A 14,121-nucleotide genomic window follows, 5' to 3' on the forward strand; every position below is an offset into this window, starting at 1 on the left:
GCCTATCATTAGCTTTAATATGCTTATAGCTTTATTTTCAGCAATTAAGGTATATTCTGAAAAGAATCATACCACCCTAGACGGCAAACTTGCTTTGTATTCGGAAATTTAGTGGGGATTATCTTACCAGTAAGTGTTAACCATCGGCATTAGATTTCTCGTCTTAAAGCCACGCTAAAGACTTAAAATCCCGCTTCGGTCAACTTCTGCTTAATATATTGATCTCTCCTTAGCTCAAACTGAGGAATCTTCTTTATAATCCACATACCAGCAATAGGGCTACTTAAACCTTTCTTTTTTAATAGTGAAACAGACATGCTATCAAGCTGAACCTCTTCAAGAATTTGGTTTTTAAGTTCTTCTTTTTCGGCATCGCTTAGTGAATTCAAGAATTTTTCCTTTTCTGATCTACCAAACTCTAACGAGAATTTTGATCTTAGCTCTTCCCTTCTTTCCTCCAGCTTTCTTTCCTTTATAACTTGATCTTCTTTCTTCTTGTTATCAATTTCAAACAATGAAACCGTGTTTGCATAGTCATTTTTGATAGCATCCACTAGGTAGCCAGTCAGATTTTTACTCACATTACCGCTTTTATACTCTTGCTTAGTGTATTCGATATTCCTTATTATTTTTTCTTCACTAACAGTTTCAACAATTTTTAAGGCTATCTTTTTACTGATTTTGTATTCATCCACAAGAGTTTTAAAAATTGCCAACCCCTCCAAATCTGATTTTTTATCAGCATCCAGTTTTTTAATATCCTCACTTATAGGTAAATTTTCGTAATTTTTATTATTTTTAAAAATAAGGAAATTTATTTTTTCAACCTTTTTTCCTTGTTTTATTTCTTCAAATTCAAAATAAATATCTGTTTTTTCTTCAATTTCCTTTTGAGCAACTAATATGACTTTAGACTTAAAATGACCATATTGATGATATTTATCAGATTCAATCATTAAAAAGTATCTAAGTTCATTTAAAGAAATTTTCCTGCTTTTAATTTTTTCATACTGTTTTAGAAGTTCATAAATCCTTATTGAGTAGGAGCTTTTTAACCGAGCAATATTTTTAAAGTAAAACTGAGTATAATTCCCATTAGATAACTCAATAATAAATGGTTTTAGTAAATTATTAACTTGAAAACCAATAAGCCCAGCTTTTTTTATAAAAATGTTGGGAAACAATGTAGCTAAAACTTCGCCATCATCTAACAAAATATTTATATCTTCTGTTTTTTTCATGCTTTCGGCTATTTCTTTTAATGCCTTATAATTTTTTTCATTGCTATTAATTTCATCCAATAACTGTTTTATTGAAAACCAATAAACGTCTTCGTCTGGACTCTCACTAATAGAGATAATAATTTTACAAAAAAGCTTAATTTGAACAGTCGATTTAAACAATGGAGCTTCCAAAAGTTTATTAGATTGCCTCACTAACTGATTTTCAGTTTTTTTATTTATTTTCATATTGCCACTAAAAAATATTTTTAAGTATTTTAAAAATATAATAATTTTTGTCAAATTAAATATCACCTTTCACAAAAAAAGTGATAGTTTAACCGTAAAAAAGTGATCTTTACCTTCAACGATAGGCACTTTTACGGAATAAAAAACAGTGATCAACCCCTTCAAAAATTAGCCAACCGTAAAAAGGTGATACTTGACCGTAAAAAGGTGATGTTTACACCGTAAAAAGGTGATACTTGACCGTAAAAAGGTGATGTTTACACCGTAAAAAGGTGATACTTGACCGTAAAAAGGTGATGTTTACATGCAAATTATAGCTATAAATCAATAATTAAAGACTACCGAAAAGATTAAAATGTTATTAAATCTTTTAAAAACAACAACAACAACAAATGAAAAATGTTGTTGTTGTTTGAAAAAAGAAGAGCCAACGGCAGAAAGGCTCAAGAGCCAAAAATCATAAAAACGAAATAATTGGCAATATGACGGCTTTAAATAATTTTAAGCTACCAGTCTATGGTTTTTTGTTTTTTGACCGCCTACGGCGAAATTTGAAGGGTTTTTGGTGTGGTTTTAGACTGTTACGGGCATTGAAAAACAGCCAGCCAGGAAAACAAACAGTGCAACATATAATTATTAATTAATTGTTATATGGTTTTTATATGCTTTTTTCGATTAGAGCCACCACTGACAACAGGAACAGCACGATGAAAACGACCAGGTAAGTTTTCAGCGAATAAAATTTCTTGATCCATTCGGTTTTCTCTTGATTGATTGCCTCGTATTTCTTAATCCACAGCTCCTTTTCTTTTTGCTCTTCCATTTTCAGCAAGGCATATTTTTGGGTTTGCTCCTCCCTGATGCTGATGATTTTATCTTTCTGTCCGATTTCCAACTTCAAACCGTTTTCTTTGTCCTCAAACTGTTTCTTTACCGTTTCCAGCTCATCCATAAGCGACTGTTTAAAATTGTCCGGCAGACCGTTTAAAAACTGTTTTTGATCATCTCAAAACGGTTTTAAAACCGTTTTAGTTTCGGTTTTTTTCGCTTCGGTTCCATAGTCCAGCAAGGTTTTTTCTAAGCCATGCACCTTATAGAACTTAACCATCTCCAGGTCTTTTTCATTAAAGACCCTTTTATTTTTTATAAATTTATTTGAGAAAGGCAAACGGTTTTTTAACGCCCCATACAGCAAGCTTTTATTGATTCACTGCTTGCCAAAGTCTTTTATCGAGTAGTCCATAGCCTGAAAATTATGCAAATAAAAAAACAGTTTTCAAACCGTTTTTGAAGTGTTTATAAAACGGTTTGGCTACTGTTTTTTATATTCATTTTTATTGATAATGCAAGGGCTTTTATATTTTCTCTTCCCTATCGAGCTTTTCCTTAATCGCTTGGCAAATGAAATTGGAACGGCTTAGGCCAATGCTGGAGGCTTCCAGGTACTCGTCCAATTCTTTCAGCAGTTGGGGGGAGATCACCAACGGCACTTGGCTTTTCTTGACCTTGGCTTTCTTCACCTCACCTTCGGTCAGATTGCTTCCGGCTTGCTCAATAAACGCATCCGTCTTTTGCTTGGCGTGGCTGGGTTTTTTGGCGACTGTCGTTTTCATAGTCAATAATTATAGTGTTGTTAAATGGTTTACAAACAGTTTCGATACAGTTTATAAACGGTTTTCATTTGATTATTATATGGTTGTCAGATGGCTTTGTTTTCTTCAAAAGACTGTTTGAAAACCGTTTGGTAGAGTTCCTTTAACTCATCTATGGCTTTTTGGTCTTTGGGCTTGTATTCAACGACCCCCAGCCCTTGGCCGGAAGCATTCCTGAAAACCTTGCGGTTTTTGATGGGGCAGTCGATAAAGCCAATATCAGGATAATCCCCGATAAGGATGTTTGCGGTGTCATCGTTTTGGTTGCCGATGGCATCCGCCCGACTCAGGAAGCAATACGCCTTAAGCTTGGGATTGATCAGGCTGGCCTCTCCGACCAAGGTGTTGATGGATTCAATGACCCAAGTGTCAAACGAAGAAGGGAAGACCGGAACCAGCAACAGATCGGCGACCGTTAGGGAAGCCCGTTGCGACACCGAATCATGCCCGCCGACATCAATGATAATGTCGTTGAACTTCTGGGCGAGTGTGGGGATTTCCTTAGCAATGGCCTTGCCATTGAGCTTGATCGCGGTGTAATGCTTATTTTGCAGGGCTTCATCCCTGATGGCGGAAAAATCCGAAGCGTTGCCGTTGTCGATGCTGTCGGCATCGACCAGCAACACTTCAAAGCCCGCCAGCCCGCGCATAATCGCCAAATTGATGGCGGTTGTGGTTTTCCCACCCCCGCCCTTGATACCGCCACAAATAATGATCATACCCCGCCCCTTTAGGTGTAGTTTTGATAAACGAATAGTTACCATACCGTTTTTAAATAAAATCCATACAGTAACAATATAATTATAATATAAAAACCATATAACTTTATAAAAATGGGGATTTTATTTTCACCCGTGTTGCGGGTGAAAATAAAAAACAGGGCAGGGGAGCTTAAAGACGGTGCGGGGGAGGTGGGGGAAGGCGGAAGCCTGAGCTGTTCGGGTCAGGTTCCCGCCCTGTTTTTAGCGGTCAGACGGCAAACTCCTCTAGTTTCCTGCCAGCACCGAGCTGGGTTATCAGCCAAGCGGGTTTACGGCCTTTGCCCGTCCAGCCCTCATCCTTGTTGTCGGGGTTGCGGTACTTGACCTTGGCCGTGGCCTTCTTGAGGTTCTTCTCGCTGGGGACATGGGTCAACAAATCCGCCAGCGAAAAACCCGCCTCCAAAGCCAGGGACTGGATTTTATCGTACACCTCCCGCTTATCCTTTTCCTTCCGGTTTTCCACCGCCTTATTTAGCTTTTCCTGAAAAGCCAACAAGTCCTTCAAAGGCCTGTTTACCAATTCCTCAACCGTGATTTTATTCAGTTCAAACTCGCTCATTTGGTTTATTCCCCATCGTCATTTCGTTAAAGTCGTTATAGCCCTGATACAGGCCGGATTTATCGGTTATCGGTGTGTTTTTGATACGGTCAATAAAAAACTGCGTAGTGCTTTTTCCCGCCCCATCGTTATCCAAAAAAAGGTACACCTTGGAAAAAGTATAACGGTTAATGGTCTCCAACGCTTGGTTTCTTAAATTAACCGTATTCAGGATAATCACCGAATTTTGAAAAGCGTTTATTTTATGAAAAGACAAAAAAGCCAGAAAGTCCATAAACCCCTCAAAAATAGACAGGCTGTTATGGTTTTCCAGATTAAGCGTACTCACCGCCTTATGCGTCCCGACAAAGCCCTTAAAACCCCTATTCCTGACCTCAAAGCCGTCACCGCTAGGGAACCCCAAGGCATAATACGTTTTGACCCCCTGCGGTGGCCTAAAACAGACTTGCCTAAGGTAAACCCTGGCAACGCTTAACTCTATTTGCCTGGACTGCAAATAAGCCAGCAAATACGGCTTCTGAATGTCGGCAACCCCGACCAACTCCAAACCGCCTTTTTCTTTTTCACCCGCAAAGCCTACTTTTCCCTCCAGCAAGGACATTTGCACCGTGCTTTGGCCTGACGTTCCACTGGGGCTTGCCGTTCCTCCGTGGTTTCCTGTGAGGTTTCCTTTAGCTGATTTGACTTGATTAGCGTTACTAGGCTTAAAGCGTGTGTAACTGGCATGGCTACTTACCCCCGAACGCTCAAGAATAGCCAAAGCCTCCTTAACCGTTGAATGGGTCAGCTCACACACCAAGTCAACTACATTCCCGCCCTTCACCAGCCCAAAATCAAACCATAAATTCTTTTCCGTATCGACCTTAAAAGACGGGTCAGAGTCACCGCCCCTTAACGGGCTGGAATACCACAACTCCCTGCCCGATCTCCTCTCTTTGGCGGGTCTTATCCCCGACCTTTCCAAAAATTCGCTAATCGGAATATCCCTGGCTTCTTTTGCTCTCATGGATAGAAAATTAAAGTTCTAAACGGAAAAACAATTTAAACAAAACAATAAAACATAAAGGGCAAAAATAAGGAATTAACTTTTTAATGTCTCTCCGGCAGAGTAGATAATAATCATCGCTTGGCAATTTTACATTTCGGACTAAAAAATAAAGGTAGTATTGCTCGTGCCTCACAATCTCCACCTTGATTTTTTAGCTTAACCGAAATGCCCATTGCCCACGCTCGATTAGTTAATAGTTGGGTATTTTACTTTTTAATTTTTTACAGTATGTGAAAATTAATAACAACAGTCGAAAGGCTGATGAACAGCTATCCTTATGGAAGCCAAATGGAAAAAGACAGCAAAGACATTGTGATTCCTGTCAAATTGTTTGACCTTTGATGAACAATCAACTGGTGGCTGTCCGAATACGACCCAGAGTCAAAAGTAGCTTTCGGTTATGTGACCGGATTCTACGAAGACGAATGGGGAACCGTTTCATTAGAAGAATTGGAAGACCTGGAGTTAGCCATTGACATTTCAAATTTTGGTAACATATGAAAAATACCCAGAATTGAAATTGACAAACATTTTAAACCAACAAAGTTTCCAGAACTTCCATTTAATAAAGAAAACTCCCACTAGGAGTTCCTTTATTTTACTTATTTTAACGAAAAAGCAAATTCATTTTTGCTTTTTAACTTTTTATCTTTTAAAAAATACTTATGGACGAATTACAGAAAATTTTGTTAAACATTGTTGATGAAGAAGAGTGAACAATCAGAAGTTTTATCGCTCAAGAAGCACTGAAAAGAAAGCCTTATATTGCCCTATTTTTTGAAGAGCTTATCAGAGAAATAGCTGAATATGGTTTTGCTAATTGAATAATTAAATCTTTATCTAATTATCGTAATAGTTATCGGTTTTTTAATCAACACTATCGTGAAATATCTAATGCACTTTTAGAGTACACCGATGAAGAAGAATGATTTTACGGCTTTAAGTGAAATGATTTGCTAAGCTCAATTGTTCGGCTTGCTGTTGAGAAAATAGCCAGAGAAATGGCTTGTGATGATTTAGGGTTAGACATTTAGTCTAATCCTTTTTTAATTTTATTTAAAAATTTATTTAACCTTAACTTAAAAATTATGAAAAATACCGTACACAAAATCGTTCAAGGCGATTGCCTAGAAAAAATGAAAATCATCCCTGACAACTTCATCGACTTTATCTGTTCCGATTTTCCTTACAATATTTCAAATAACCCAGGCTTGACCATGAGAGGCACAAAGGTTGTCAAAGCCGACTTTTGAGAATGGGACAAATGGGACAACCAAGAAGACTATTTACAATTCGTCTTTGCTGTCTGCACCGAGTACCAAAGAATCTTAAAGCCAGGATGAAGCCTGATCCTGTTTTTCAGCTACCGTTATTCTTGATGGATTGGTTACGAACTGGAGAGAAGGGGACTGTTTAGCTTTAGAGTGCCGTTGATCCTGTCAAAAATGAACCCCTTGCCAAGCTTTAAGCAAAACGGGTTCAGAAGCTGTTATGAAATTGGCCTTTGGCTAGTGAATGACGGCGGAACCTTCAAAAAGCCAAAAACCTTCAATTTCACCTCCCAACATGAAATGAAAAATGTCTTGCCCTACCTGATAGGCAAAGACGGTAACAAGCAAACTCAACACCCGACCGAAAAACCCGAATGAGTGATAGGACAGCTCATCAAAGTCTTCACCAACCCCTGAGACATCGTACTTGATAGCTTTGCCGGATGATGAACCACAGGCGTAGCTTCCTACAAACTGGGCAGGCATTGCATTTCCATCGAAAAGGAAAGCGGATTCATCCGAATGATCGAAAAAAGGCAAAAAGCCATCATGAGGGTTTAGCCCTCCCTTTTTTTTTGCTTATAGGGGTAAATAAAAAAGAATTCCTAAAAAGAATTCTTTTTTAAAATATTTCACTATGGCTTCAAAGCCTCAGCAAATAAAGCGTTAACTCAGTATCACTTCTTTGATAAACTAAGAGCAGGTCAGGTCTTATATGACACTCCCTCAATCATTTATATTTTCATTGTAGAGCGTGATCATTATTTTTTTTGGGAAGAGGGATTCATTTTTCTAGCATAATAATAATTTCTTCCAACTCTGTCACCGTATCCTTATTGTGCCTTATTTTTTTAAAATCACTTTTAAAGGCACTGGTTATCTTTCTGTTAAACATATTTAAAATTATTAAGCCATTAAATTACTCATCAGCTCTTCGTGGGTAGTGAATGGTTTTGAGTTTTTAGCTTCCTTTAACAAATCGAGTAAATCAGGTTTATTTTCATACTCAAAGGTCACGGTAGTCCTCAACGGCTTAATTTTTATTTGTTCTGATAAAACGATCACTCATTTTTTATCATCATAAGTGGCAGGAATGGTTATATAATTCATAGTCTTTATAATTAATTTATAATGCTTTGATTATATATATTTTCTTTTTTTATGCAAACAATAGTGACGGCCACCGCCGTCCGGTGGGGTCTACGCGGTAGCCCCCACAAATAAAATCTGACGATTTCATTTGACCAACAAAATCAAAATCACTGCTATACTTATCCACACCAACCCGTGCGGGAAAAGATAGCAAGATTGCAATTTACTTGTAAACTACCGTTTACCTGTAAATCACATCTTGCAAAAGGCCTACCCTTTGAACCCGCTCAGGGGAAAACTCCCCTAAGAACCCCTTGTCGCCGACACTTTTATTTTAGACTTTATATTTACACTTTTTTCAATAAAATTAACCCAGTTTAACCCTTAAAAAAAATAACATGCCACTCGATAAAGACTACCATAAAAAATACAGGAAAGAGTACAAAAACAAAGTCAAATACATCACCCTTTCCATCCCAGCCCCCCTGTATGACGAGCTGGAAAAACTGTCCGAACTGGAACAGACCAAAGTCAGCACCCTCTTCAAAAATATGGGCTTGGCCTACCTGCAACAAAAAACCCTTATCCCCAAAGACTACCTGGAGGCATTAAGGGAACACACCCTATTAATCCGCAACATCGCAAACAACATCAACCAAATGGCACACCACAGCAACACCCTCAGGCTCATGACCCAATCAGACGAACACAGCTTGCTGATGGAACTAAAAAAGCTTGAAGAAGCCGTAGAAGAATACACTCATAAAAAAGTTAAAACTAAAAACTAAAATAAAAGACACTAAAATAAAAAGACTATGATCATCAAATCAATGTCCAGAAAAAAGGCCACTTTCGGGCAATTGGTCGATTACTTTGAAGACGGAAGGCAAGAAGAAAAACACACCATCTACAATAACCTTTTTTCAAAAAACGCCGAAGACATAAAAGCAGAGTTTACCAAAAATGCCACTTTCCTAGCAGAAAGGAAAAACGGCGTTTATATGTACCACGAAGTTTTATCCATCACCAAAAGCACAAAATTAAGCGAAGAAAAGCAAAAAGAAATCCTTGAACATATCGCCAAAAAATACATACAAGGCAGGGCTAAAGATAACCTGGTTTATGGAGTCTTGCATGACGATAAAAAAGACAATCTGCATTACCATTTCATCATCAGCTCAAATCCAGTAAAAAACGCCAAAAGGCACCGCCTAAGCAAAGAAGAATTCAGCCAGTTCAAAAAAGACCTGGAACGCTACGTCTTAGAAGTTTACCCCGAACTCGAACAAAAACAGCTCATCAACAAAACCCCAGGCCTTAAAAAAGAAACAGGCGAAAAACTATCCAACAAAGGCGCGGAACTTAAAAGAAGGACAGGGAAGACCAGCCAAAGGGACAGCCTCAAAGACAGACTGGCAACCGTATTTGCCGAATCAAAAACCAAAGCCGATTTTTTTAACGGCTTGGACAGGGAACAACTGAGCATTTATGTCAACGGCAACACCATCGGCATCCTGGATAAAGCCAGCCAACGCAAACACCGCCTAAGCACCTTAGGGATGCTTGACGCATTTAACGCCATCTCGCAAGTGATTGAAAAAGCCGAAAGCCAAAAAATAGAACCCCAAGCCCAAGCCCCTGCTAACGCCTCCAGAAAAGAAAAAGTTGACACACGGGCTTATCGCAACCAACAACAAAACAGCGAAGCAAAGCCCCCAGCCGATAAAGAACCGCCACCCAAAATAAAACCCCATTACGATAAACCTGCCGAACCCGAATTAGAACCTGAAAGTGAAATAGAGCTAGAGCTAAAACCCGAAAGCGAAATGGAGCGGGAAATAGCCAAAAGAAAAGCCCAAATGAAAAAAGCAAGGGATCAAGAACCCGATTATTCAAAAGACCTTTCAAAAGGCAAATGAAAACTAACCAGCCTGACCATCAAATGAAAAATCGTTAACATCCTGGATCAATACCCAGACGAAACCGAGCATGAAATCAGCCGAAGGAAATTTAAATTAAAAAAAATGAGGGAACAGGACAGAAACAATTACAATGAAAACAAACATTATTTTTAACTAACCTATTATGTGAAAATTGCTTATGGTGATGAAAGGCACTTTTGACCTACTCTTTAAGGCCGGAAAATACTTGGTTAAAGGTTATGCCCTTAACCAGGAAGAAGGGGCTAGGTTTTCAAACAGCCAAGAAGAAAAGGCCATTTTCAAACCCAGGAACACAGGCCTGTTAATTGACGGCAAAAACAAAAGGCTGTCCGAGAAAGATTCTTTTGAGCATCTGGCGGTCATCGCCAAGCCAGGGAGCGGAAAGACCACAGGCTTTATCATCCCTAACATCTTGGATAAGGCCAGCCAAAAATGCTCAATGGTCATCACCGACCCATCAGGGGAGATATTCGCCAACACCAGCGGTTATCTCAGTAGCCGTGGCTACAAAATCCTGACCCTCAACCCCGATGATCTCAGTAAAAGTTGCCGATTCAACCCCTTTGCCGGATTGACCGCCTCAAACATTATTGAGATAGAGCAAATTTGTAGCTCGATAGTCCTGTCAAAATACGGCAACGACAAGGAAGGGGTCTGGAATGATGGTGCCATTTCTCTTTTGGAGGTCTTCGCCAAATGCCTCGCCTTTACCGAACCCGACAACCTGAACCTCCCAAACATCAACTACCTGGTGCAAATGTTTGGCGAAAACGGTTCCGGCCTGGATGATTGGGTGGTGGAGCATTCCATCAACCCCGAAGACCTCCACGACAAATCCATCGTCAACGCCTGGATCGGGATCACCAAGAACAACAAAAACATGCTGACCAGCTATGCGACCATCGCCAAAACCGCCCTAAAACAGCTCAACAACAGGCAAATCCAAAAGCTGTTAGCCAGCAACGACCTGAACCTTAACCGCCTCAGAAGGGAGAAAACCGCCCTTTACCTCATCGTTCCGGCCAACCAGCAAGGCTACTACCAGTTTTTGATTGACGTGCTGTACACCCGCCTGTTTGCCGTGCTGATGCACCGCTTACCGCAGAGGGACGACTTAAGCGTTTACTGCTTCCTTGACGAGTTCGGGAGTTCGTACATCAACGACTTCCAAGCCTTGATCAACAACATCAGGAAATACCGTGTTTCCCTGTCCATCGTCTTGCAGAGCATTTCCCAGCTTGACAGCAAATACGGGAAAAACGCCGAAGCCATCAAAGGCGGGATAGGGAGCTATCTCATCCTGTCCGGTGCCGATTACAGCACCGCCAAAGAAATCAGCGACATCATCGGAAAAAGGCTGTTAATTCAGAGAAACAACCTGACTGACGTAGAAAAGCACTACCACGAACTGACCTTGTTGACCCCCGACCAAATCAGAACCCTGGGCAACCAGCAAGCCGTGTTTTTATCGAAAAACCGCCACCCGCTGTTAATCAACATCACCCCTTACTACCAAAACTTCCTTTACAAATCGGCAGTCAACAGAAAGCCTTATGTGTTACCCGAAAACCAAACCGATGACAACATCGGGCTAATCAATCTATGAGATCCTGAACCGGACTTTGAAAAGACCGTAGAGAAACACAATGACCTTCACCATTAGCAAAATAACAATCCCTATCAATAACCAACTCATCGTCATTTGTGTTTTTTATTTTGTATTGTCTTATTTTTTTGCGTACCTGTTCAAACGTGCCAATATTTTTTTAAAAATACCTGTTTTTATCCTTATAATGACAGTATTCTCTTTAGTACAAAACGCCAATGCCATTGAGATCACCCTCTCAGCCTTGCTAGGGGTTTTGGTCGTTTACGGCGAATCGGTATTGAATTTTATTTTTATGCTGAAGGGCTGGATTGAATTTGTTTTTTATTCGATAAAATCCATTCTCAAATTCATTTTTGATAGCATCGCATCCATTTTTTATTTTATCGCCCAATGCCTTATATTCCCTTTCCGCTTACTCAACCGGCTTTTCAGCTTGGGTCTGCATTTTCGTAGACCCAACAAGACCGCACAGAAGCCCCGTAAAGACGATACAAAGCAAAAAAGCAGGATGGAAGAAGAGCTAAGGCGAGCCAGGGAAGAAGTCAGGCAAGCACGAGAACAGGCCAAGAAAAAGGAAGCCAAGCCAAACACGGATAATGATGGCCGTAGCCATCAGGAAATCTTAGGGCTGTCGGCAACCTTCACCGAGCCTGAACTCAAGCAAGCCTACCGCCTTGCGGTATCCCGCTACCATCCTGACAAATACGCACACATGTCCAAGGCGTTCCAAGAAGAGGCTGGCAGGGAGTTTGTCAAGATACAACAGGCTTATAATGCGTTGATCAAAAATTTTAGTTAAATTTCATCTACTGCCATCAGCTTTACACGGGGGGATTATGGCGAGAAAAAAACTGTTCGAGTTCAGGAAAGACGGCAAAAAAGTTGAAGTCTTCACCGGAGACGGGACACTTGATGTTTACTTCAAGGTCAATGACGGATCGTCCAAGGCTTCGGGCTTGCGGTATAACCCTGATACGGGCAACTTCAAGTCCCCCAGCGGGGCAGTGGTCAAGTTTGACGATGCACAAGCATGGGTGATGAAAAAGGTTTGAAGTTTATTCTTGTTTCATTAGGATGAGTATTATAGGACTTTGAAACGGCTCAAATTTCAGCGGATAGTTATAAAATGTTGGTTGCCTTGTTTGTGAAAAAATAGCTGTTCTTTGGCTATTATTTTTTCAAAAAGATTGAAAGCCAGTTAAAAATGGTTTTTTAAATTAAACATTGATGTATATTTACTAGAGATGTATCATCGCAATTTTATCTATTTTTAATGGTGAGCTTATGGGGTGGATAATTGCGATCTTTGTTTTATACTTTCTTATTAAAATTTTTAAAGGCGGGAGTAAAGGTAAGCCTGGTGGAGATAAGCGTAAATTTAAATGTGATTGCGGTGCTAATAGTTGGATAGTAACCAATACATCTCACTATCCAGATTCTAAATCTTATAATTTCAAAGAATGGTTAGAATGTAGCAAGTGTGGAAATACCATAACTAATGAGAAGCGGATATAAGCATTTTTATGCTTCATTTCATAAGTGAATTTTTAAAATTGACTTATGAAATTTATTAAATAAAATAATGGTTTTAATTATTAAGGTGTAAAAATATGTTAACAAATAATTTAAATAAAAAAATAGATAATCAACAATCATTTGTTCCTTGGTCTTTGCTTAATGCAGATGTCTCTGATATTGTTGAATCAATAAATGCAGTTTCTGATGCAACTGGCACAACAACTCATGTATTAGATGTACCTAAAGATTTACATTCTGATGACTCTTGAAAAAAAATGTATATACTAATTGTAACATCTAGTAAAGGCGATGTTCATGTTGCATCGGTATTGGATTATATTAAGGACGGCTTTATTCCTTTAATAATTGATACCGAAGATTTTGGTATCAACTGGTTTGTTTCTTTGTTTTATGAAGGGATAGAAGAATCTTACATAACAGTTGATACTAAAAAAGTATCAGTTAATGATATTTATTCTGTATGGTGGAGAAAACCGACTCCAGTAAATGTAAAATACATGAAAGATGAATTAGCTAGTTTTGTCTTCAGGGAAACAAATGATACCATTTATGGTTTAATTTGGATATTAGAAACCCTAGGAAAGAAAGTAATAAACCATCCTTTTTATAACTACAAAGCATCTATTAAGCCTTTACAATTATTGATTGCTAGAAAAATAGGTCTTTTATGTCCTGAAACTACTATAACTAATAGCTCTGAATCTGCGAAACAAATGATAGAAGATTCTGATTGTATAAGTAAAGGCGTTTCAATGAGTTGGGCAATAGAAGATAATAAAAATTATTCCATTTATGTAAAGCAGATTGATTCAGAGAAGCTAGAAAAAATATCTTTGATAGAGAAATGTCCAGCAACCATTCAAGAGTTAATTCATAAAGACTATGATGTTAGAATAGTTGTTATATTTGATAAGGCATTTTGTTTTAAAATAGAAAATTCAGATAAAAATATAGATTGGGCGGCCTTGATGTCTATTTTTGCCAATATAGGATTGCCTTTATTGACCTAAAGGCCCCACAATAACCCGAAAAAACCGTCACCCATGTCCCCGAACATGTGTTACCTATGTCCCACGTCCATACAATAGTTGCTTCGCGGGTGAGCATTGCAAATGCTTCATCTTCAACTTTTTTCTTGGTCACTATTTTAACTCCATGTTTTATTGTTGATCTGCAAT

15 protein-coding genes are annotated in these 14,121 nt (G+C 38.9%); 7 read left to right on the forward strand and 8 right to left on the reverse strand.

The window, feature by feature from the left end; translation table 11 throughout:
• Positions 1 to 182 precede the first annotated feature (182 nt).
• The 8 genes from CEK71_RS18140 to CEK71_RS24190 form a co-directional block, all read right to left on the reverse strand.
• Positions 183 to 1,523, reverse strand: coding sequence for a replication initiation protein (locus CEK71_RS18140; RefSeq protein WP_157679392.1), 1,341 nt, complete (start codon positions 1,521 to 1,523; stop codon positions 183 to 185).
• A gap of 604 nt (positions 1,524 to 2,127) precedes the next feature.
• Positions 2,128 to 2,421 (reverse strand): hypothetical protein, encoded by a 294-nt coding sequence (locus tag CEK71_RS18145; protein ID WP_088620702.1) that lies wholly within the window; start codon positions 2,419 to 2,421, stop codon positions 2,128 to 2,130.
• 403 nt (positions 2,422 to 2,824) lie between these two features.
• Positions 2,825 to 3,082, reverse strand: coding sequence for a ribbon-helix-helix domain-containing protein (locus tag CEK71_RS18155; protein ID WP_088620704.1), 258 nt, complete (start codon positions 3,080 to 3,082; stop codon positions 2,825 to 2,827).
• A gap of 86 nt (positions 3,083 to 3,168) precedes the next feature.
• A complete protein-coding gene (locus CEK71_RS18160) occupies positions 3,169 to 3,840 on the reverse strand; it encodes an AAA family ATPase (protein WP_088620705.1) in 672 nt (223 codons plus the stop codon).
• Positions 3,841 to 4,090: 250 nt separating this feature from the next.
• The gene (locus CEK71_RS18165) at positions 4,091 to 4,441 is read right to left on the reverse strand and encodes an H-NS histone family protein (RefSeq protein ID WP_088620706.1); all 351 of its coding nucleotides are present in this window, start codon (positions 4,439 to 4,441) and stop codon (positions 4,091 to 4,093) included.
• Positions 4,428 to 5,447, reverse strand: coding sequence for a toprim domain-containing protein (locus CEK71_RS18170; RefSeq protein WP_088620707.1), 1,020 nt, complete (start codon positions 5,445 to 5,447; stop codon positions 4,428 to 4,430). Before CEK71_RS18170 ends, CEK71_RS18165 begins: the two co-directional genes overlap by 14 nt.
• Before the next feature lie 1,550 nt (positions 5,448 to 6,997).
• A complete protein-coding gene (locus CEK71_RS22785) occupies positions 6,998 to 7,300 on the reverse strand; it encodes a hypothetical protein (RefSeq protein WP_157679396.1) in 303 nt (100 codons plus the stop codon).
• A gap of 103 nt (positions 7,301 to 7,403) precedes the next feature.
• A complete protein-coding gene (locus CEK71_RS24190; protein ID WP_157679629.1) occupies positions 7,404 to 7,490 on the reverse strand; it encodes a type II toxin-antitoxin system YafQ family toxin in 87 nt (28 codons plus the stop codon).
• Between the two features lie 760 nt (positions 7,491 to 8,250).
• Between CEK71_RS24190 and mobC the strand changes: the two genes are divergently transcribed.
• The 7 genes from mobC to CEK71_RS18205 all read left to right on the forward strand — a co-directional run bounded on the left by mobC (position 8,251) and on the right by CEK71_RS18205 (position 13,953).
• Positions 8,251 to 8,640: a plasmid mobilization relaxosome protein MobC gene (mobC, locus tag CEK71_RS18180; protein ID WP_088620709.1), complete on the forward strand. Its 390-nt coding sequence runs from the start codon at positions 8,251 to 8,253 to the stop codon at positions 8,638 to 8,640.
• Positions 8,641 to 8,682: 42 nt separating this feature from the next.
• Positions 8,683 to 9,771, forward strand: coding sequence for a relaxase/mobilization nuclease domain-containing protein (locus tag CEK71_RS18185; RefSeq protein WP_198328308.1), 1,089 nt, complete (start codon positions 8,683 to 8,685; stop codon positions 9,769 to 9,771).
• Between the two features lie 187 nt (positions 9,772 to 9,958).
• Positions 9,959 to 11,401: a type IV secretory system conjugative DNA transfer family protein gene (locus tag CEK71_RS18190; RefSeq protein WP_198328309.1), complete on the forward strand. Its 1,443-nt coding sequence runs from the start codon at positions 9,959 to 9,961 to the stop codon at positions 11,399 to 11,401.
• Between the two features lie 280 nt (positions 11,402 to 11,681).
• Positions 11,682 to 12,203, forward strand: a complete 522-nt coding sequence (locus CEK71_RS18195) for a J domain-containing protein (protein WP_198328310.1) — start codon at positions 11,682 to 11,684, stop codon at positions 12,201 to 12,203.
• 37 nt (positions 12,204 to 12,240) lie between these two features.
• The gene (locus CEK71_RS18200; protein ID WP_088620713.1) at positions 12,241 to 12,456 is read left to right on the forward strand and encodes a hypothetical protein; all 216 of its coding nucleotides are present in this window, start codon (positions 12,241 to 12,243) and stop codon (positions 12,454 to 12,456) included.
• A gap of 558 nt (positions 12,457 to 13,014) precedes the next feature.
• A complete protein-coding gene (locus tag CEK71_RS22795; protein WP_157679398.1) occupies positions 13,015 to 13,191 on the forward strand; it encodes a hypothetical protein in 177 nt (58 codons plus the stop codon).
• A gap of 6 nt (positions 13,192 to 13,197) precedes the next feature.
• Positions 13,198 to 13,953: an MvdC/MvdD family ATP grasp protein gene (locus CEK71_RS18205; RefSeq protein WP_088620714.1), complete on the forward strand. Its 756-nt coding sequence runs from the start codon at positions 13,198 to 13,200 to the stop codon at positions 13,951 to 13,953.
• Positions 13,954 to 14,121: the final 168 nt, after the last annotated feature.

Origin of the sequence: Methylovulum psychrotolerans, from assembly GCF_002209385.1 — a bacterium.
GTDB classification, from domain to species: Bacteria; Pseudomonadota; Gammaproteobacteria; order Methylococcales; family Methylomonadaceae; genus Methylovulum; species Methylovulum psychrotolerans.